This is a genomic window from Salinibius halmophilus, assembly GCF_003577475.1.
In the GTDB taxonomy this organism is placed as follows: Bacteria; Pseudomonadota; Gammaproteobacteria; order Pseudomonadales; family Natronospirillaceae; genus Salinibius; species Salinibius halmophilus.
In genome coordinates this window covers 122,298-143,607 of the sequence record NZ_QPEP01000013.1, presented here as the reverse complement: position 1 = coordinate 143,607, position 21,310 = coordinate 122,298, and the positions used below count along the sequence as shown (strand labels likewise).

General features: G+C 50.4%; 18 protein-coding genes. 5 read left to right on the top strand and 13 right to left on the bottom strand.

Annotation, left to right across the window (positions count from 1 at the left end; genetic code table 11):
- Window positions 1-396: 396 nt before the first annotated feature.
- The 8 genes from DUW71_RS15125 to DUW71_RS18020 all read right to left on the bottom strand — a co-directional run bounded on the left by DUW71_RS15125 (window position 397) and on the right by DUW71_RS18020 (window position 9,430).
- Window positions 397-960: a VTT domain-containing protein gene (locus DUW71_RS15125; RefSeq protein ID WP_119396102.1), complete on the bottom strand. Its 564-nt coding sequence runs from the start codon at window positions 958-960 to the stop codon at window positions 397-399.
- A complete protein-coding gene (locus DUW71_RS15120) occupies window positions 953-1,438 on the bottom strand; it encodes a hypothetical protein (protein WP_119396101.1) in 486 nt (161 codons plus the stop codon). The genes DUW71_RS15125 and DUW71_RS15120 overlap by 8 nt, the downstream gene beginning before the upstream one ends.
- Entirely contained in the window at window positions 1,431-2,783 is a 1,353-nt protein-coding gene (gene cysG, locus DUW71_RS15115) for a siroheme synthase CysG (RefSeq protein ID WP_119396100.1), read from the bottom strand. The genes DUW71_RS15120 and cysG overlap by 8 nt, the downstream gene beginning before the upstream one ends.
- 195 nt (window positions 2,784-2,978) lie before the next feature.
- On the bottom strand, window positions 2,979-4,268 hold the full coding sequence (gene serS, locus DUW71_RS15110) for a serine--tRNA ligase (RefSeq protein WP_119396099.1): 1,290 nt from the start codon (window positions 4,266-4,268) through the stop codon (window positions 2,979-2,981).
- Window positions 4,269-4,403: 135 nt separating this feature from the next.
- Window positions 4,404-4,787 (bottom strand): fluoride efflux transporter CrcB, encoded by a 384-nt coding sequence (gene crcB / locus DUW71_RS15105; protein ID WP_119396098.1) that lies wholly within the window; start codon window positions 4,785-4,787, stop codon window positions 4,404-4,406.
- Window positions 4,780-6,096, bottom strand: coding sequence for a replication-associated recombination protein A (locus tag DUW71_RS15100; protein WP_119396097.1), 1,317 nt, complete (start codon window positions 6,094-6,096; stop codon window positions 4,780-4,782). Before DUW71_RS15100 ends, crcB begins: the two co-directional genes overlap by 8 nt.
- A complete protein-coding gene (lolA, locus tag DUW71_RS15095) occupies window positions 6,096-6,719 on the bottom strand; it encodes an outer membrane lipoprotein chaperone LolA (protein ID WP_119396096.1) in 624 nt (207 codons plus the stop codon). Before lolA ends, DUW71_RS15100 begins: the two co-directional genes overlap by 1 nt.
- 71 nt (window positions 6,720-6,790) lie before the next feature.
- Window positions 6,791-9,430, bottom strand: a complete 2,640-nt coding sequence (locus DUW71_RS18020; protein ID WP_119396095.1) for a DNA translocase FtsK — start codon at window positions 9,428-9,430, stop codon at window positions 6,791-6,793.
- 147 nt (window positions 9,431-9,577) lie between these two features.
- On the opposite strand from DUW71_RS18020, the gene aat reads away from it, so the two are divergent.
- Together aat and DUW71_RS15080 are read left to right on the top strand one after the other, a co-directional pair.
- Window positions 9,578-10,456: a leucyl/phenylalanyl-tRNA--protein transferase gene (gene aat / locus DUW71_RS15085; RefSeq protein WP_325048589.1), complete on the top strand. Its 879-nt coding sequence runs from the start codon at window positions 9,578-9,580 to the stop codon at window positions 10,454-10,456.
- A complete protein-coding gene (locus DUW71_RS15080) occupies window positions 10,422-11,126 on the top strand; it encodes an arginyltransferase (RefSeq protein ID WP_199671240.1) in 705 nt (234 codons plus the stop codon). Before aat ends, DUW71_RS15080 begins: the two co-directional genes overlap by 35 nt.
- Window positions 11,127-11,135: 9 nt before the next feature.
- On the opposite strand, the gene DUW71_RS15075 is transcribed toward DUW71_RS15080, so the two are convergent.
- The 4 genes from DUW71_RS15075 to DUW71_RS15060 all read right to left on the bottom strand — a co-directional run bounded on the left by DUW71_RS15075 (window position 11,136) and on the right by DUW71_RS15060 (window position 16,413).
- Window positions 11,136-12,962, bottom strand: coding sequence for a flagellar brake protein (locus tag DUW71_RS15075; RefSeq protein ID WP_119396094.1), 1,827 nt, complete (start codon window positions 12,960-12,962; stop codon window positions 11,136-11,138).
- 173 nt (window positions 12,963-13,135) lie between these two features.
- Window positions 13,136-14,455, bottom strand: a complete 1,320-nt coding sequence (locus tag DUW71_RS15070; protein WP_119396093.1) for a TldD/PmbA family protein — start codon at window positions 14,453-14,455, stop codon at window positions 13,136-13,138.
- Window positions 14,452-15,837 carry a TldD/PmbA family protein gene (locus DUW71_RS15065; protein ID WP_119396092.1) on the bottom strand — a complete coding sequence of 462 codons (1,386 nt, stop codon included), beginning with the start codon at window positions 15,835-15,837 and terminating at the stop codon, window positions 14,452-14,454. The genes DUW71_RS15070 and DUW71_RS15065 overlap by 4 nt, the downstream gene beginning before the upstream one ends.
- A gap of 54 nt (window positions 15,838-15,891) precedes the next feature.
- The gene (locus DUW71_RS15060; protein ID WP_119396091.1) at window positions 15,892-16,413 is read right to left on the bottom strand and encodes a hypothetical protein; all 522 of its coding nucleotides are present in this window, start codon (window positions 16,411-16,413) and stop codon (window positions 15,892-15,894) included.
- Window positions 16,414-16,624: 211 nt separating this feature from the next.
- On the opposite strand from DUW71_RS15060, the gene infA reads away from it, so the two are divergent.
- Both infA and DUW71_RS15050 read left to right on the top strand, forming a co-directional pair.
- Window positions 16,625-16,843, top strand: coding sequence for a translation initiation factor IF-1 (gene infA / locus DUW71_RS15055; protein WP_119396090.1), 219 nt, complete (start codon window positions 16,625-16,627; stop codon window positions 16,841-16,843).
- Between the two features lie 176 nt (window positions 16,844-17,019).
- A complete protein-coding gene (locus tag DUW71_RS15050) occupies window positions 17,020-18,774 on the top strand; it encodes a choice-of-anchor I family protein (RefSeq protein WP_199671239.1) in 1,755 nt (584 codons plus the stop codon).
- A 38-nt stretch (window positions 18,775-18,812) separates the two neighbouring features.
- Here the strand turns inward: DUW71_RS15050 and DUW71_RS15045 are convergent, their stop codons facing one another.
- Window positions 18,813-19,400 carry a ribonuclease H1 domain-containing protein gene (locus DUW71_RS15045; RefSeq protein ID WP_119396088.1) on the bottom strand — a complete coding sequence of 196 codons (588 nt, stop codon included), beginning with the start codon at window positions 19,398-19,400 and terminating at the stop codon, window positions 18,813-18,815.
- A gap of 379 nt (window positions 19,401-19,779) precedes the next feature.
- Between DUW71_RS15045 and DUW71_RS15040 the strand changes: the two genes are divergently transcribed.
- Entirely contained in the window at window positions 19,780-21,249 is a 1,470-nt protein-coding gene (locus DUW71_RS15040; protein ID WP_119396087.1) for an alkaline phosphatase, read from the top strand.
- Window positions 21,250-21,310 lie beyond the last annotated feature (61 nt).

The following is a 21,310-nucleotide window of genomic DNA, read 5'->3' as shown; positions in this document are numbered from 1 at the left end:
GGCTACATGGATGTATTCACGCCGTGTCTGCGTTGAGGTATGACGCGGCCTAGGCGAAACTCACGTGCTATTTAGCCCATGTTTTCGCGCCCCGCCCCGATGATCGAGCAGCACCGATCAAGCGTGTCTGCAAACCTCCGCTACGCGGAGGATTTACAGACCTACAAAATGTGTTGCAATGTTACGGAGAGATGGTATCTACGCCAGCATGTGCCAAGTGACCCTGTAGGTTGTACGGCGCACATGCGCCGGACAACGGTCATTCCCGCGCACCCATTAGCCTTCCCGCGAAGGCGGGAATCTAGTTGCAGTATTAAGCCCTAAAAACTAGATCCCCGATAAAACCACTCGGGGATGACGCCTCCCCACGTTTCCCAAACCTTCGGTTTGTAAAACCTACGCCAGAATTCTTTGGATGAGCATGCCGGCGCCGTATACGTAGGCGGCGTTGAGGATGGCTTCGCCGGTCATGACGCCTGCGACAATTTTGCGCCGCGACACGCCAATGCTACTGGCCACGTACACGATGGCATCGGTTGGGGCGAAGGGGAAGAAGCTCCACAGCACAATGGCGTAATAACCGTTGCGATCTATTCGATCGCGTATTTTGATGTATTGCTTATTGTTAACAGTGGCGAGTGCGGTATCTATGCCGACACGATGGATGGAGTAAATCACCAGCAAACATGAAATCAATATGCCTAACATGTTAACCCAAAAAGTGAAGTGGGCTGGAAAGATCGCCATACCAATGAATAGCAAGGGCGTGCTAGGGATAAAGGTCATACCGCGAAACGACAAGATAACGGTATAAATAATAGCTGCTAAGGCAAAGTTTTCTGCCGCGAGTGCTTTGGCTTGCTGGGTAATATCGCTTAGATCGCCGCCTAAAAATAGTAGGTAACTAAGAATACCTGCGGCAATTAAACACGCCCATGCAATGGCTAGGCGCTTATTCATGGCAGTCTACCTCAAGCACCAGCTGGTAGCTTAACCAGCGCTGCTCTATCACTGCTAACTCCATACACTCATCAGGATAGCGAATATGGACATAGCGCATGCCAAATGGCGCTTGCGCAAGCGTTGGCAATTCAGCTGAATACCTAGGTTTAGCTAACCAAGGTTGCTTTTCGCCACTGTGCATCACCGGCAATTGGTTCGCCTTGGCAAAGTAATAAATATCAATGAGCTCAGTCGAGGGAAAACCGTAACGAGTTTGCAGCACGTCATCTTGTATCGCTTGCACGAACCTAACGTTACTGGTTGGTTCATCAACCCCCAGCACATAAGGCAGGGTTTTATTGGCTAAGCTTGGGCTATTGGCGTAAACCGCTAAAGCAGCGAGGCTCAACACCGCTAGCGCGAAAACAAACAAGAAAAACTTCACCAAGGCACGTAGTAAGATCGCCAGTACTTCCTTGGTAAATCGTTTAATCATTAATTAACTCACTAAACCAGTCTAATTGCGTTGAAAGCTCAACAACACCGCCAACAATAATCAGCGCTGGGCTTTCGAGCAACTGTGCTGGCTTGGCAAATTCAGCCAGCGTACTAATTAGCTTTTGTTGGCGAGTGGTAGTGGCTTGCGATACCACGCCAACCGGTGTGTCACTAGCGAGACCAGCGCCTTGCAATCCATTGGCGATGTCTTGGGCACTGGTTAACCCCATGTAGAACACGAGTGTTTGGCCATCCTGCACTAGGTTATGCCAGTCTATGCCCATGCCAGGGCGGCGATGGGCAGTGATAAAACGAACCGAGTGGGCATAATCTCTATGCGTAAGGGGAATACCGGCATAGCTTGCCACGCCTTGTGCGGCACTAATGCCAGGCACCACTTGAAAAGGAATGCCAGCTTTAACAATTTCCTGCATTTCTTCGCCACCACGACCAAAAATATAGGGGTCGCCACCTTTTAGCCGCGCAACACGTTTGCCGGCTTGTGCGTGGCGCACAATCAGTTCGTTAATGCCCTCTTGCGGTACATGGTGGTCACTTTGTTTTTTGCCAACATAAATGTATTCCGCATCGCTGCGACCCATGCGTAAAATGGCATCGGCAACTAAGCGGTCATATAAAATAACATCGGCTTGCTGCAATAAACGAATGCCACGCAGTGTCATCAACTCTGGGTCACCAGGGCCAGCGCCAATCAGATAGGCTTCGCCAACTTGCGGCGCTCCACCATTCGCTAACCAGCTATCGAGCTCTTGGCGTGCTTTTTCTGGACGGTGCACAAATAAATACTCTACCACGCGTGAGCCCATGGCACGACGCCAAAACGCACCACGCTGCTTCGAGCTGCTTAGGGTATAACGAACTTTTTGCCGATACTCACCCACTAGCCTTGCCAATTGGGCAAAGGGTGGCGGTAACATGATGGCAAAACGTTCTTGCAATACCTTGAGTACGCTTGGCGACAAACCTTTACTGCCAATGGCGATATCAAAAGGCGGTTTTTGGTACGAAGCCAAAAACCGCACATTGCCACCTTGGCTGCGATCAGCCGTATTCACTGGTACCCCAAGGCGTTGGCAAAGCTGGGCAATATGATGATTGAGCTGATCATCATCGGTCGCCGCCACCACTAAGGCTTTGCCTTTCACATCACTATCGTTAAAGGCACGCGCCATTACATGAAAGCGTTCGTCAGGCGTGGCGTTTGGTGCAAGCAAAAACACCTCAGCGCCCTGCTCGGCTAGCTTTTCAGCCCGGCGCAGGCCCACCGAGCCGGCGCCCACTACCAATACAGGTTGCTTTGTTAAAGACAGCTCAATAATCATATGCGGTATTGCCTACTTGCGATTGAGGCAGCCAATGCCATTACCTTTCGGCATAGGTGTTGGCAGCATTCGATATTAGACACGGCGCAAGTACCTCCCTGTAGCCTCACCACCCGCTCCCTGCGGGTGACGGTCTTATATCGAACACCACCAACACCACGCTTCCTTATTAAGTTAATGGCATTGCCTTATTACCTACTTGGCTAAAATAACCTCTTTGCCACCCATGTATGGGCGCAGAGCCTCAGGTACGGTGACCGAACCATCGGCATTTTGATAGTTTTCTAGCACGGCCAATAGGGTACGGCCAACGGCTAAACCAGAGCCATTGAGTGTATGTACCAGCTGTGGTTTGCCGTTTTCATCGCGTGTGCGCATTTGCATACGACGGGCTTGGAAGTCACCACAGTTAGAGCAAGACGAAATTTCGCGATAGGTGTTTTGGCTTGGCAACCATACTTCCAGGTCGTAGGTCATATGCGCCGAGAAGCCCAGATCACCACCACACAAGCGCACCTTGCGATATGGCAGTTCTAGCGCTTGCAAGATGTTTTCGGCGTGCTGTGTTAGATCTTCGAGTGCTTGCCAGCTATCTTCTGGCTTAACAATTTGCACCATTTCAACTTTTTCGAACTGGTGCTGGCGAATCATGCCACGCGTATCACGACCATAAGAGCCAGCTTCAGAGCGGAAGCATGGTGTGTGCGAGGTAAACTTAAGTGGCAACTGATTCGGGTCGATGATCTCGTCGCGGAATAAGTTAGTAACAGGCACTTCGGCTGTTGGAATTAAGTAGTACTCGCTATCACCGTGCAGCTTAAACAAGTCTTCGGCAAACTTAGGCAGCTGGCCTGTGCCATAGAGTGTGTCGTTATTAACAATGTATGGCACATTGATCATTTCATAGCCGTGCTCGTCACAATGCTGGTTAAGCATAAACTCAATTAGCGCTCGGTTTAAGCGAGCAATATCGCCACGCATTACACTAAAGCGTGAGCCGGTTAACTTAGCGGCGCGTTCAAAATCTAGCTCATCACGACGGCCACCCAGATCTACGTGGTCAAGCACGGCAAAATCAAATTGCTTCGGCTCACCCCAAAGCAACACTTCTTCGTTGTCGTCTTCGTCTTTACCTTCAGGCACTTGCTCGTGTGGCACGTTCGGAATGCCCGACAGCATGGCGTCTAGCTGTGCTTGAATGTCAGCTAACTCAGTCGAGGCGCTTTCTAGCTCGGCGTCGATGTCTTTTAACTCATCTGCTACCTTCGCTTTGGCCTCATCAACACTCATGCCTTGACCGACGAGCTGGCCAATCTGCTTGGATGCCTTCTTTTTACTCGCTTGCAACTGCTCGCTCGACACTTGAACTGATTTACGACGTGCTTCTAGCGCTTCAAATGCGCTCACATCCAGTTCAAAGTGTTTTTTTTGCAGCTGAGCTGCAACCGCTTGTGCATCAGCGCGTAAGGCTTTGACATCCAACATTGGTGTAGTCCTGTTTTAAGCTTTTTCTTAAATATGCAAAATAAAGGGCCCAGCTATGCCTGAATATTTACTTGGCAAGCAGGGGTTGAAGTACTTTGGTTTTAGTACACTAAGATGCAGCGATTTAGCCGGGCATTAACCTAGCAACTTTTTCGCTAACCAGTAGCCAGCCGCCACCGCTGCAAAACAGCCGCTGAATGTTAGCAGAACATAAAGCATTGCTAAACGAATTTGCTGATTTTGCCACAAAATTAGTCCCTCTAGGGCAAAGCTCGACCAGGTAGTGAGTGCCCCAAGGCCCCCAACCACCAAGAGTGGCCGCAACCAATCGGGCAATTGTTGCTGTGCGAGCCAAAAGGCGACCCAGCCAATGAGCGCACAGCCAAGCAGGTTAACGGTTAGGGTACCCCAGGGGAGTTGTCCAGCAGGCGGGTTCAGCCAGCTTGTTAGCAAAAACCGAGCGATGGCCCCCAGGCCACCACCAATAAATACTGCACTAAGCGTTAGCCAATTAATCATAGCGTTTCACCGAGCTTTGCCGGTCGAGTTCCTTTAGGTAATTAAGCTTGTCGGCTATTTTACGCTCCAGCCCACGTGACACAGGCTGATACACCTCAAGGTCTTGCAAGCGCTCAGGCAAATAGACTTCACCAGCGGCATAAGCATCGGGTTCGTCATGGGCGTAACGATAATCTAAGCCAATGCCCTGCTCTTTCATCAACGCCGTGGGGGCATTACATAAATGATTCGGTACCGGCTCGCCACCATGCTCGGCAACAATGCGCTTCATTTCATTGAAGGCCTTATAAACTGCGTTGCTTTTCGGCGCGCTGGCTAAATAGAGCACGGCTTGCGCTAGGCTCAATTCCCCTTCTGGACTGCCCAAGCGCTCTTGGGCTTGCCAAGCATCCATGGCGATGGTTAGGGCGCGTGGGTCGGCGTTGCCGATGTCTTCGCTGGCCATGCGAATCAAACGCCGGGCAATATAAAATGGGTCACAGCCGCCGGCTAACATGCGACAAAACCAGTATAAGGCACCATCGGGTGATGAGCCTCGTACCGCTTTATGTAGGGCTGAAATTTGCTCATAAAACGCGTCACCATGTTTATCAAACAAGGCTTGGCGGTCGGGCAATAAACGCAGCAGGTTGTCGCTATCAATGTGCTGCTCACCAGCATCAGCGATCACTTCTAGCATGGTCAATAAGCGGCGTGCATCACCATCTGCCCAAGCAATCAGTGATGCCAGCGCTTGCTCGCTAAAGCTAAGTTGTTTGCTGGCCAGCTCGTCGTCTTGTTGGCAGGCACGGTTGAGCAGTTGGCGTAAATCTTCGTCGGTATGAGCCGTTAAGCGATATACCCGGGCACGTGAGAGCAATGCTTTGTTTAGTTCAAACGACGGATTTTCCGTCGTTGCGCCAACAAAAACTATGGTGCCTGCTTCAACGTGCGGCAAGAAGGCATCTTGCTGTGATTTATTAAATCGGTGTACTTCATCAACAAACAGAATGGTCTGGCGGCCCTGCTGTTGGCGCATTTTAGCGCTATCCACCACTTGCCGTATCTCTTTCACCCCGCTCATAACAGCCGATAAGCTAACGAACTCAGCATCCACCTCATGGGCAAGCAACCTCGCCAGCGTGGTTTTGCCTACCCCGGGTGGGCCCCAGAATATCATTGAATGCAGTTGCCCAGCGGCGATGGCTTTAGCCAATACCGAGTCTGGCCCTAGGATATGAGATTGGCCAACATAGTCGGCAAGTGTTTCTGGACGTAGGCGCTCCGCCAACGGTTGAAAGCGCCGGTTAGATGACTCAAACAAGTCCATTAGCGGGTCATATCAATCAGATCTGTGTCGTCCGGTAGCTCCAGCTGAAACTGAGCTGGTGAGATGTCACCATTGAGTTCAACATTTTTTAGCATCAACATGGTCGCACCACCGAACGAGTCGTGAATTTCGACCTCTTTGGGAATTTCGTTGGCAAAGGTCATCACCACCTTTTCATACCCTTGATCAGCCTGATGCGGAATCAACTCATAAGATTCAATATCACCACTAACGTCATCGATGCGTACAGTGAAGCGCTCACCAATGGCCTGTGGGCCTGAGGTTAATAAACCAGCCGGTGAGTTAGCAATGCGATCGCCCAAGTCTTCTTTGGTTGCTTGCTCGAGGTCTTTATCCCACACCCAGTAGTATTGCCCATCGGCAACAAGCGTTTGCTCAAATGGTAGTGCGGCGTACCAGTACAATAAATCAGGTTTAGCAATTACCAACTCACCTTCCACTTGGCTGTAATCCATGCTGCCTAAATCGGCAAAAGTGGTTTGCAGGAACTCAGCTTTCAGTGACTCGATGGGCGCCAGCAGGCTTTGTAAGCTCTGCAAAGGTGACGCAACAGCAGTTAACGGTAACAGCAATAAGCCAATTAACTTCAGTTGTTTGATCATAACTAGGCTTCCATTGTTTTTTTCTAGCCTGCCATAAACTAAATGGCTGGCACCTGAATTTTTAGCGTTCGTTAAGCTTCGGTTGGTGGTGGTGCAAGCACAGAACGGCTGCCGTTGTGCTCGGCAGGGCTGACCACACCAGCGGCTTCCATGGTTTCCACCAAGCGTGCGGCTCGGTTATAGCCCACTCTAAGTTGGCGCTGCACAAAGGAAATTGAGGCCTTACGATGCTTGGTAACCACAAACACCGCTTCATCAAACAGCGGGTCACTCTCATCATCACTACTGCCACCACCATCAGTTAGGCCTGTGAGCATGCCACCTTCTGGCAGTGCTTCTTCTTGCAAAATTTCATCTAGGTATTCGGCTTCGCCTTGCGCTTTCCAAGCATCCACCACATTGTGCACGTCGTCATCTGATACAAACGCACCATGCACACGAATTGGCATGCTAGTGCCGGGTGGCATATATAACATATCACCATGACCTAAAAGTTGCTCGGCACCACCTTGATCAAGAATGGTGCGCGAGTCGATTTTTGAGCTAACTTGAAAGGCCATACGCGTTGGTATGTTGGCTTTAATCAAGCCAGTAATCACATCTACCGATGGGCGCTGGGTTGCCAAAATTAGGTGAATGCCAGCGGCGCGAGCTTTTTGTGCGATACGCGCTATCAGCTCTTCACATTTTTTACCTACAATCATCATCATGTCGGCAAACTCATCAATCACGACCGTGATTAATGGCAAGGTTTCTAGGTTTGGCACATTGCCCGGTTCCAGTGCGGTGGTCGGGTCGAATAGTGGGTCTTGAATTGGCTCTCCACGTTCGTTTGCTGCTCGCACCTTAGCATTAAAGCCAGCAAGGTTGCGCACCCCTACTTTCGACATGAGTTTATAGCGACGCTCCATCTCGGCTACACACCAACGCAAGGCTTGGGCGGCATCGTTCATATCAGTCACCACTGGCGTTAGCAGGTGCGGAATGCCTTCATACACCGACAACTCAAGCATTTTCGGGTCAATCAAGATGAGCTTGAGTTCATCTGGCGTCGATTTGTATAACATCGACACCAGCATACTGTTCACCCCAACCGACTTACCCGAACCCGTGGTACCCGCCACTAACAAATGCGGCATTTTCGCCAAATCGGCGATCACAGGTTCACCAGCAATATCATGTCCAATGCCCATGGCCACGGCCGATTTTGCTTTTTGAAAGGCACTACTGGCGAGCACGCCACGCAAGCCTACAATGGCTCGGTTAGCGTTCGGCACTTCAATACCAACGGTGCTTTTACCTGGAATCACCTCCACCACGCGCACGGCTACCATGGCCATAGAACGGGCGAGGTCTTTTGCTAGGTTAGAGATTTTTGAGGCTTTGGTGCCGGGCGCTGGGCGAATTTCAAAGCGGGTAATCACCGGCCCTGGGCAGATGGCGTCAATGTCGGCTTTCACGCCAAACTCAGCTAGGCGCGCTATCAGCAACTCACCCATTTCTTCTAGTTGCGCCTCACTATAACCGGCGTCAACTGCTTGTTCGGGTTGGTGTAATAAATCGACCGATGGCAGCTGCATTACCCCTTGCGGCTTTGGTCTTTCCACCGGTTCTGGCTCATCCTCAGCGCTAAACATGGGCTCAGAGCGCAAAGGCTCGATGCGCAACTGTTTTGGTGCTGTGCTTGCCGGTTTCGCTGGCGGCTCAATTTCTGGTAGCGAATCGTCTGTTGCGAGCGATGGCGACTCATGGCTCGCCAACTCATCGTTTTTTAATGAATGGTTGGCAGAACTGCTGGCTAGATCGTGCGCTAGGTTGTTGGCGAGCGAGTCATGTGGCCAATCGCTTGCTTCGACTTCGTTGGTCAGAATTGGTAAATCGTCATCGGGTAACTCATCCAACAAGGGATCAAACGCTGGTTGGCGTTTGCGTGCCAACTTTGCTGCATGTTTGGCTGAGCGCTTGGCCGCTTTTTTTACTAGCCAGTCTTGGCGTTTTTGTTGCCACCAGACACGCAGTTTATTGGAGCTTGGTTTTGAAGTCGTTGTTGAGTTAGTTGTGGAGCCAAATTCTGGCTGCTGACTGCGTACCACCTTGGATTCTGTATTTGTCGCACTGCTCTGGCGTTTTGGCTCGCGCGATTGCGACGCTTTGATCGCCAGCCACTGGTAAATGTTCAGACATCCCTCGCCAAGTGTGTCCACCACGGCAATCCAACTGATGCGATACACCAGGGTAAGCGCGACAATTAGGATAGTCATTTGCACAATCGTTGTGCCCAACATGGCTAACACCGGAAAAAGCAACTCGTTCACCCAAAGCCCAATGCCACCGCCAGCCGATACCGCTAATCGACTTGCGAAATGCAATGACAGCAAGCCACAAGCACTGATAAACAACAACAGATAAGAAATGCCGCGGGCAACTATAGTGATGCCATTCCATGAATACTGTAAACGGCTGCGCAACAGCACTATCGCTAGGTGTAAAATCATTAATGGAATGGTGTAGGCCATCGCACCAATGACGGTAAACATAAAACTGGCCATCATAGCGCCAGTTGGGCCTAACCAATTTCTAGTTTGCGTTTCATGGCCAACATAAGCAAAGCCTGGATCGCGTGGATCAAACGAGAACAGCGCTAGCGCCAAACAAAGCGCTACCGCGGCAAGCAATACAAAACTAATTTCACTAATAAGTTTGCGGGTCATAACTGTCCAAATTATTGCCAACTACTATGCCAGCACCTTTTCAATGCCATTAACTTAAGAGTTTTGGCGTCCACGGAACTCGCCATTCGACACGGCGCAAGTACATCCCTGTAGCCTCGGCACCCGCTCCCTGCGGGTGACGGTCTCATGGCAAGCACCGTGAACACCAAGCTTTTTCTCAAGTTAATGGCATTAAGTACCATAGGTGCCTTGGCTCTTACATGCCAAGGCTGGCTTGATAGCAACCGCTGTGTACACATACAATATTGGCAGTGTACCCAATATTTGCCAAAAACGCATGGCATGCTGTTAAGGAAATCGATGATCGCTCACCTACCTGCTAGCCCGGTCGGCTTTCCAGATCCGGAATCTGCCACACCAGATGGCCTGCTCGCTGTGGGCGGCGACCTAACCCCACCTTGGCTACTCACTGCCTATTATCATGGTATTTTTCCGTGGTACAGCGAGGGTGACCCGATTTTATGGTGGGCGACCAATCCACGCTGGGTGATCACCCCAGAGGCGCTGCGAATCAATCGCACTCTGCGCAAGCTATTACGCAAGCAAGCCTACCAAATTAGGGTCAACCAAGCATTTTCCCAGGTGATTCAAGCCTGTGCCGAGCCGAGAGACGGGCAGCCCGGCACATGGATTACCGACGACATGCAGGCAGCTTACATTCGCCTACATGAGTTAGGGTATGCGCATAGTATCGAAGTTTGGCAAAACGAGGCACTAGTAGGTGGCTTATATGGCATTGCTTTAGGGGATGTATTTTTTGGTGAGTCGATGTTTAGCCGTGCACCCAGTGCTTCGAAAGTGGCGTTAGTTGCATTGGCGAAACAATCATGGGTCAAATTAATTGATTGCCAAGCGCATACCCACCATACTGAGTCATTGGGAGCCATAGCAATGGCTAGAAGCGACTTCCGCGCACTGCTTTCAACATATATTCCGTTACCGCTTGCGCCCACTGCAGTTAAGTTTGCTGATGAAAATTCTTTTAACCGAGCCACATCCTTGTAGTTATCTTGACGATCAAGAAGCAAGAACCGGCTTTGTTGATCCAGACATTGAAGTGACACCAGCGCTATATGAAGCCTTAAACCAGCTTGGCTTTCGCCGCTCGGGGTCACACCATTACATGCCCATGTGCGACCAATGCCGAGCGTGTTTGCCCTCGCGCATCCCCGTACAGGCATTTCGACCAAGTCGCAGCCAAAAGCGCACCATTAAGCGCAATCAAGATTTGCAAGTTCGGGTAGAGGCGGCCACGTTTAAAGCCGAATCCTATGAGCTGTACGAGCGCTATATCGATCAGCGCCATCGTGATGGCGATATGTTTCCGGCCAGTGAAAAGCAGTTTCGTGGCTTTTTAGTCGAAGGCAGCAAACAATGCCAGCATATTGAATTTCGTTATGCCAATGAACTAATCGCCGTAGCGGTGACCGACCGCTTAGCCACTGGGCTGTCGGCCATTTATACGTTTTTTGACCCGGCCTACGATTGGCGAAGTCTTGGCACCCAAGCCATTCTGACCCAACTCGCCATCGCCAAGCGTATGCGCCTACCTTATTTATATTTAGGATATTACATTGAGGCCTCACCCAAAATGGCCTACAAGGGTCGTTTCCAACCCTTGGAAATCCTGCAAGATGGTGAGTGGCATCAAATCATTACCCGCAGCAATGATTAGCGCTGTTTGTTAGTCTAATTCTGGCAGTGGCAGTAGATGCTCACTACTGAGTTTATATCTGGCTGGGTCGACCAAACCTTGCACCGCCATCGGGGGCTCAAGTTTTATGTCGGCGGGGGCGATTCGTTTTTGGTTACTGCCATCGAGCAATATTCTGATATCACTAGGTTTACGCCCGGCACCTAGCGTTAAGATAATACCAATTAACCCATTGTCGAGCTGTACACAGGAGCCAACCGGCATAACACCAATGCGGCCAACGAACTGCTTAATCAGCTTGCTGTCATAACGCTCAGTTAGGCGCAATAATTTACGATAGGCCACTACTGGCTGGTAGTACTGATCGTATTCACCGTTGAACGCTAACATGGCAAAGGCGTCAACCACACTAACGATCTGCGCCAGCTGATGTTGAGTGTCGGCATCAATGCCATTTGGTAAACCAGTGCCATCACCATTTTCAAGCACTTGACCAACAATAATTTCGACTTCCGAGGCAAATCCGGCTTCTCGGACTTGTTGACGCTGGGCGTAAATTTGTTTGCTAATGGCGGATTTTTGTAGTGGTTGAATGGTTAACCAGTCATCAATATCGGCAAGTTTTACCCGCGGCAATGCATGTAACAAGCACCCCTGAGTGAAGTTGCTAAGATTGTCATCACTGATCTCTGGCTGTATGGCACGTAATAAATCGGCTGCCCAGACTGCCACGGCTACTGAGTGCTCAACCCACTGCTCTTGAAACTTGCGCACGCATAAGCGCAGCATAATATCATTACGTTCAAGTTTTAGCGCTTGCAGCAAGTCATTAGCAGCTTCTGCTATGTGCGATTTATCGAGTGGCATATCCTTATTAGTTGCTCTAATCGCCATTTTCACTGCCACGCAAGCATTTTCTAATGCCATTTTCGCCGGCAGTGCTTGCTGTAATGGCCGTGGAGCCTGTTCGATTTGCCGTGTTTCAGCAGGGTCTTCCTTAGCCGGCTGCTTCTCCTGCGCCTCAGCACCGTCTTTTTTCGTTTCTTTTGCTGCCTCTGGTGGCGTTTCGTCGCTAGGTTTCGCAGGCAAGTTTTCCGGTTCTTTAAACAGCGCTGGAATGCCCGATGGGTGCGCGCCATTTTTGATCGCGTTGATATGATCGCGCTGCAGTTCACTAAAAATGTAGGCAATTAACTTCATTTGCGCCGAGGTGAGCTGCATAAAGCGCACCCCAACAAAGGTTTTCTCTAATACTTCGTCATAACGCACCCGTCTTGGCATCATTTTGGCGCTTAAAAACTCGTCATTGGGAAAGCGCAATCGACCACGTATAGGAGCACTGAAGCTTTCAAACAAACTGACCAAATCACCTTCAAAAGCAGCTTGGCAACCTTCCATAGAAAAATCGACCAACTCACCTGTAGTAATGGACTTTGGTGCGGTGGCCATGTCTACTGGGATATGGAGGGTTTTGCGTACCGGTGCCCGGTAACTTTGTCGGCGCTGCAGTGTATGCAACTGGTTAGGGAAAGCAGCAATATAAACCCTACCACCATCGGAAGCTTTGCCTGGTTTGGCTTTCACGTCCGTGGCTCGAACTCGAACGCCATCAACAAAGGTTTCAATGTTAAATGGCAACCCAGCTTCCACTTTTTCGTTGCCTGTCGCTGGGACCACTTCATCGAGTAGTATCTGTTTACGATCACCGTCTACTTCAACAATATACGAGGTGTAAAATGCTTGAGTACCATGAAAATGTACGGAAACCGGCGAAAAACTCGCCTGCGCTTGCACCAACAAACGCTTAATCTCTTTTTCTGAGGAGGTAAACTGCCCTTGGCCTGACTCAGTATCCATTCCGTCTCTCTATAGATTTGTTTTGTAGGGAATGTGTCGGTCACTGCCCGACAATCTTTACCAATCTTTAAGAGTGTAGACCAACGCTGAGTTTGGCAGTTGATTTTAATTGCGGAAATGGCAAGGCACCACATTCGAGGCGTGGTGCCCTACCGCATAAGTTATTTTGGCAACTAGCTGCCGCTAATAGCCAACCCTTGCCAACGAATACTTGGCAATAACGCTGAACGCTGCGACGTCCAGTATTGCTGCTCGCCGATGCCAGCTATCTGCGCTTTCAGCATGTCATAAAAGTTGCCCGCCACAGTGAAACCACGAACGGCATGCAACCGCTCACCGTTGCGACATAGGTAGCCGCTGGCCCCAAAGCTGAAATCACCAGAAATGGCATTGGCACCCGAGTGCAAACCGGTTAAGTCAGTAATTTCTAAGTAGTCACCACTTAACAGGTCACTATCGGTTCCAGGTGCTATGGTGAGTTGCTGCCAGGTTACACCAGCATTTGAGCGCGCCGAGCGCGCACCATTTCCAGTAGGTGCTTGTTTGGCATACTTAGCTGTCGCTTGGTTGTGCAGAAACTGTGTTAGCGTGCCTCTGTCTATCACGGTGTTGCGCACCGTTGGTTGGCCTTCGTCATCAAACGAGCGGAAGCCTAAACCATTTTTGTTCAGTGGGTCATCGATAACGGTTAAGCGTGAATCGCCTACCTCGTTACCTAGCTGCTCGCGCCACGGTGAGACGCCATCTTTAACGGCTTTACCTGAGGCGGCACTAAGAAAGATCGACATCAAACTGGCCAGCTTGTCGGTGCTAAACACTACATCATAGCGCCCAGATACTAGCGGTTTGCCAACTAATAAGTCGAGCACTGCCGTGGCACCATCTTGTTCTAAGCGCTGCAAATCTAACCGATCAAACGAACGGCCGGCAGTAGACTGAGATAACATGGCGTTGTTATTGCCATCTTTGGCGATGGGGGCTGCATACGCATAAGCGACGCGCTCGTTGTGGGTTGCTTGCAAACCAGCAGTAGTAAGCACGGTTTTTTCGATATAGTGCTCACCTAGGCTGTTATACGGCACAGAATCAATAAGCTTGTGGCCTAACAGCTTGGCTTCTAAATTAAGCGCTGCGGCAATTTTCTGCTCGGTTGTCCATTGATCTTCGACCACCAAGTCAGCCGGGCTGTTGAGTGTATCGGTAATGGTGCTCAGGGTTTGGCTATCATCGGGTGTCGCATAACGCGCCGCGGTCATGGCATTGTCGAGCAGGCGCTCCAGTGCTTGCTCATCGGTCGCTTCACTATATGCAATCCCCACTCGATTTTGATGGATCACCCGCAGACCCATAATTTGTGACTGTGAGGCTTGCTGTTTTTCAACCGCGCCTTGGCTGACCATCACCGAAAAGTCACGTTTGCGCTCAATAATTAGGTCGGCACTGGCGCCAAGATCAGCAGCTTTGGCTAGTAGGGTGTGTGCTGTATTGTTCATGCATTGCCTCCTACTAGAATGCGATCAACTTTTAAGCTTGGCTGGCCAACACTGGTTGGCACCGAGCCACTAATCGACCCGCACATGCCACAGGCAAGCGCCATATCTGAGCCAACCATGCTAATTTGTTGCAACACTTGTGGGCCACTTCCAATAAGTGTTGCTGATTTCACTGGGTACTGAATTTTACCATTTTCGACGTAATAGCCTTCGGTTACCGCGAAGTTAAACTCCCCGGTGCCTGGCTTCACCGAACCACCGCCCATATTGGCGGCATAAATACCCTTATCGATTGATGCTATCATGTCGTCAAAGCTATCCGTGCCGGCTTCGATAAACGTATTGCGCATACGCGACGCTGGGGCAAAGCGATAGTCTTGTCGCCGGCCTGATCCGGTGCGCGGCAAGCCTGTTTTTTCCGCCCCAAGGCGGTCGGCGAGGAAGTTCACTAGCTTGCCATCTTTGATTAGTTGCGTACGCTGAGTTGGCATACCTTCATCATCGATGTTGATTGAGCCCCAAGCATTGGCCATGGTGCCATCATCGACCGCGCTCACCACTGGATTGGCGATCAACTCACCCATCTGATCATGAAACACCGACGCTTTTTTGGCCACGGCAGTGGTTTCTAACAAATGACCACAGGCTTCGTGGAAGATCACCCCACCAAAGCCGTTGCCCATCACCACCGCCATCTCACCCGACGGGCAAGGTTTCGCTGAGAGGTTGACTAAAGCTTGGCGCGCCGCTTCTTCACCAGCCTGCTGGGCTTTTAGGCGCTGCACTAGGTCCCAGCCAATTAGCCCTCCATCACTAAAAGTACCATTGGCTTGCATGGAGCCATCTTTGGCGATGGCGTTGGTGGTGGCACGACAATAATGACGCACGTCACTAGCAACCAAGCCATCACTGTTAAACACCTGTATGTGCTGCTCGCGCTGCAACACCATGCCAATCACTTGGTTAATTTTATCACTCGCTGCTTTGGCTGCGTTGTGGGCAGCGAACAGGTAATCCAGTTTGCTTTCTATGTGTAAGTCTTTGCTGAGTGTCAGGTCGCTTGGGTGAATATTGCTGTGACTAACAGGTTGAAACTCAATCGTCGGCTGGCGCTTGCTTGAGGTTTTGCCCGCTAACAAATCATTGGTGACTGCCAGCAAGGCAGAAAGCGATTGATCATTGCTATAGCCATACAGTACTTGCTCACCAAATACCAAACGAATGCCAATACCAAAGGTTTCACCACTATCAATGGTATCTACTTTGTCGGATAAGGTTTTGACTATCGATTGCAAATGCCGCTCGACAAATAGGTCGGCAAAATCGGCGCCAGCAGCGAGGGCATGATCGAGCACTTGCTGGGCAGTTTGTTGTTCTAACATAGGCGTCTCCTCGTATACTTAGTAGATACGGGAGCGCAGCCAAGATTTAAACCCCTAGCCTAGGTTTTTTGCCTGTACAGTCTGTAAACTTCGCAGGCGATGTAGTGCATCCAGCGCGCGTTCACTGCGTTTAGCACTGGCTAGCAAACCAACCTGTTGGCGCAATAAAAATGCATGCTCAAAGCACCAGTGCGCCCGCTGCCAATGCCCCAAATCAACCCGGCACTTGCCTTCGCGCTGCAACACTTCAGCTTTTTGGCTGGTCGTTTTAGCTAATGTTGCTGCGATGCGTAGTTCTTCTAGGGCTTTACGTGTTTTGTGCTGGCCTTGGTAGGCACAGGCCAAAATTAGCCGTATTTGAAATTGCTGGTGACGGCTAACGGGTTGCTCAAGTAGAGTGCGCAGTTGTTTTACGCCGCGCCGATGAAAGCCAGCGCCCACTAATGCATCCAGCCAGATGATTTGTTGACCAACACTTTCCTGGGTTAACTTTTTCTTCTGCCACCATCGATAGATAAATCTTGCCCAACGAACGGCAGCTGGCTTGGCGTGCAGCATAAAAGGATAGTTGCCCATAACGCCTCCTTGGCTATGATATAGGCAGCTTAGATGCCGAGTTCGGCACACGCAAGCGCCCCCTGCATGCATTGAGTAAGGATTTGTCAGCATGCAATCCATCACAGACTGTTAAAAAAACTCCGAATCGCGGCTGAAACCTTTGCTATGTGGTGAATTTTCAGGCAAAATGCGCCGCCATTCGATATGGTAATGAGGTGAACTGCCCGATATGGCGAAAGAAGACGTAATTGAACTCGAAGGTGAGATCATTGACACCCTTCCGAACACGATGTTCCGTGTAAAGTTGGAAAACGACCACGTGATCACTTGTCACATTTCTGGCAAGATGCGCAAGCACTATATCCGCATCTTAACTGGTGACCGCGTAAAGGTTGAACTTACACCTTACGATTTAACCAAAGGCCGTATCACGTATCGTCATCGTTAATTAGTAATGATGAAAAAAGAGCGCTCTTAATAGGGCGCTTTTTTTTGTGCCTATCGTGCAGCGGAACCGGCAACAAGTATTTTGTTACATTTTTATTACATTCTGTACGCTTGCAAGGTTCGTGTAAGGTTTTTGTGGAATAGTGTTAAGCTCCGTTACAAAGGAGTTTACCTATAATGAAAAAGACACTTCTAGCCCTCGCGATTAGCCCTGTTCTGCTTGTCGGCTGTCAAATTGCCATTCAGCCTACCTCGCCTGTGCAAGGAAACGATAATGCGACCGCAGCATTAAAAGCTGAGCTGGTCGGCCGTGCCACACTCGGTGCGGGGGCGTCGGAAGGTGCAGCGGAGATTGTTCAGTTCCATACCGCTAGCCAACGTATTCTGGCGATTAACAGCTCTGGCCCACAACCTGTTGTTGAAATTATCCCGGCAACCGAATTTAACACCGGCGCTCTGACTGCTGACGCCGAAGGTGTCGTCAATAATGCCAACCTAGCCAGCGAGAATTCAATTGATCTACGCGCTGATAATCCAGCCCTAAGTGACGCAAACTCGATTGCCGTACATGGCGACTTGCTAGCCGTTGCCATGGCAGGCGCGCAACATGCCGATGACGGCGCGGTGATGTTCTACCAACTTGCCATGCAAAACGGCGTGCTAACAGCTAGTTACATCAAGTCAGTCACCGCTGGCAATTTACCCGACATGGTGACCTTTAACGAAACCGGTACCAAAGTAGTAGTTGCCAACGAAGGGGAACCAAGTGGTGACTATACGTTTGACCCTGAAGGCAGTGTATCTGTGATTGACGTGGTCAACGGTGTACCAGCCGATACCGCCACGCAAGTGAACTTCCGCGCCTTCAACGGTCTGCAAGCCGAGTTAGAAGCGCAAGGTATGTACTTTGCTAGCCCAGAGCAGCGCGTCATTAACGGCCAATCGGTGTTCCCAAGCACGGTTGCCCAAGACTTAGAACCTGAATACGTAACGGTAAAAGGTGATACTGCCTGGGTGGCGCTACAAGAGAACAATGGTTTTGCCATCGTTAACCTAAATGACTACAGCGTGCGCATTGTTGGCTTGGGCCTAAAAGACTGGGGACAGTACGACATGGATGCCTATGAGGATGGCCAAGTGGGCTTTGCTCGCTACCCAGGCATTGTTGGCATGTACCAGCCGGATACCATTGCGGCGTACACAGTGAATGGCCAAACCTATGTTGTGACGGCCAACGAAGGCGACTCACGCGAGTACTTCTTCCCTGCCACCGATGCAGCCGATTGCCAAGCCAAAGGTGGCTTAGAGTTTTCTACAAAAGACGGCTGCTTAGCCTTTATTGATGAAGCGAAAGCCAGCGCCCTAGCGGCCAACATTGAAGACCCAGCCCTGGCTGCTGCCGCCAATGGCGGTACACTCAACAAGCTATTGGTTAGCCAGTTGCGTGGCGATAACGACGGCGATGGCAAGTATGAGCAGTTGTTTGCCTATGGTGCACGTTCGTTCTCAATCTTTGATGCCAGCGGCAATCTAGTATTCGATTCGGGCGATCAACTAGAGAAGATCTCAGCTGAGAAACATGGCAATGCGTTTAACAACGACGAAGATGCCAACGCAGGTGATTCTCGCTCGGCTAACAAAGGCCCAGAGCCAGAAGCGCTAGCGCTAGGTGAAGTGGATGGTCGCACATACGCCTTTGTTGGCACCGAGCGCATGGGCACCATTTTTGTTTACGACATCACCGACCCGGCAAATGTAAGCTACGTAAACTACTTATACAACCGTGGTTTGGTTGAAGGTGCGAGCATTACAGGTGACATGGCGCCGGAAGGCATGAAGTTTGTGCCAGCAGCAGATAGCGCCACAGGCAAAGCACAACTAATTGTTGGCAATGAAATCAGTGGTTCTGTCAGCGTTTGGCAGTTCAACTAAAAGACGCAGAGCAACGCGCCCCAGCACGGGGCGCAATTTCACTTGCGACCAAAGTCGGCGGGAATTTCACCCCAATCCTTGGTGTGCCATTTAAGCACTTTATTTGGGTAAGGATTTTCTTGCAGCCACAATTCGGCCCGAGCCAACAACTCTATTAGCTTGGCATCTACCCTACCCTCTTTAACATTCTGACTATTGGCCTTTTTCTTTCTCAGCCAAGCCATGGCCGTGGCCGAGTCGGTATAGATTGGGCAGTCATCTCCTAGCTGCTTTAATAAGGCTAGGCCATGTACAATCGCCAAAAACTCGCCAATATTATTGGTACCGTCAGCAATGGGCCCCACACGAAAGGCCGTTTCCCCTGTGTCGAGCCAAACCCCTTGGTACTCCATGTCTTTACCAACACTATTCCAGGCTGCATCCACAGTTAGCGCATGCCCAGTAGGGGCTTTTGGTGTGCTTAGCTCACCGTTAAACGCGGCCAGCGCCTCGGCTTTGCTCGTAAAGCCTTTAAACTGGGCACCGGCATAACCAGAGGTTGCTTGCTGGCATTGCGCCCAGGTATCAAATACGCCAGTCTTGTGACCTTTCCAAACCACGTATGCTGCGTTTTTCTTTTTCGCCATTAATCAGTTGCCTCTTTTACCAGCCAAGCAGTTTACCTAGCTCACTAGCGACTTAAAAGGCACCTAAAAGCTGCGAGCTGCTCGCCGATGCCATTAACGGGAGGCTAGGCGTCCACGGAACTCGCCATTCGACACAGCGCAAGTACATCCATGTAGCTTCGACACCCGCTCCCTGCGGGTGACGGTCTCATAGCAAGCACCGTGAACACCAAGCTTCCTTCGTAGGTTAATGGCACTGGCTCTACTTTTTATTCCCTAATTGTTACTTTATATCATTTCAATATAACTTTTAATTATTTATTCACAAATTATCTAACTAGCTGTAACACAAGTTTACAACCATGGCGCTTGCTCCCTAACCAATTAGCAAGGATTACTCATGAAAAAGCTACTCGCTAGCATGGTTGCCACGGTTGTGGCAGGCACGACTTTCGCCAATGACCTACCACAGCAGTCATCACCATGGTTTCAAGACGCACAAAACGTGCTAATGCAAAAAATGGAAACGCCTCGCCTACGTGGCCAAGCAAAGAACGTGATCTTATTTGTTGCCGATGGCAACGGCGTGTCGTCAAATACCGCGATTCGTATTTTTGAAGGCCAAGCGCAAGGGTTGTTAGGTGAAGAACATGAGCTTAGCTTTGAAAAATTCCCCCACTTAGCACTGGCGAAAACTTACAACTCAAATGCCCAAACGCCAGACTCCGCTGGTACGGCAACGGCCATGCTTGCTGGTGTAAAAACCCGCCAAGGCGTGGTAGGCATTACTGACAATGTCGACCGTGGTGACTGTGTAACAGCACTAGACAACCAAATCCCATCAGCCTTGCACCTTGCCGAGCGTAAAGGCAAAGCCACGGGTGTGGTGTCGACAGCTCGGGTAACGCATGCGACACCCGCAGCGGCATATGCCTTTGCTGCCGATCGTAACTTTGAAGATGACTCTGCTTTAAGCGATGAACAAAAAGCCGCAGGCTGTGTGGATATTGCTTCACAGGCGCTAACGGCCGATATGGAAGTGATTCTTGGTGGTGGCCGTCGCCACTTTATTCCTGCTGAGCTGACCGATGAAGAGGGCAAAACGGGCCGTCGTACTGATGGCCGTGATTTAACCAAAGAGTGGCAAGCACAAGGCGGTGAGTATGTTTGGAACCGTGATGGCTTAATGAAGCTCGACCCAAATGCCGACCGTGTACTGGGCCTGTTTGAGAGCTCGCACATGGAATATGAAGCTGACCGCGAAGGCGATGCCGGTGGTGAGCCATCACTAGCAGAAATGACGGCAGCAGCAATCAATGTATTGAACAAAGACGAAGACGGTTTCTTCTTGCTGGTTGAGTCGGGCCGTGTTGACCACGCCCACCACGCTGGCAATGCTTATCGTGCCATGATGGACGGGGTTGCCTTTGCCGAGGCGGTGCAGATTGCCACACAAATGACCAACCTTGAAGACACGCTGATCATTGTTACCGCCGACCACTCGCACACCTTGGTGATGCAGGGCTACGCTCAACGGGGCAACCCAATTCTTGGCTTGTCTAAAGGCCTAGATAGCCAGGGCAATCCAGTAACCGAGCCAAGCCTTGCCAAAGATGGCAAACCCTACACTACCATTGCTTATGTAAACGGCCCAGGTGCGGTACAAGGTGAACGTCAAGACTTGAGCAATGTTGACGTGGAAGATATGGACTTTGTTCAACAAGCCCTGATTCCAATGAGTTCAGAAACTCATACCGCTGAAGATGTGGCGATTTACGCGCGCGGCCCATGGGCATGGCTGATTGATGGCACAGTTGAGCAAAACTACATTTTCCATGTAATGGATCATGCAGCTGGCTTAAGCCAATAACACTAAGCAATAACCAATCTGCCTCAGCGCCCTTAAAAAGGGCGCTATTTTTATTCTTCAA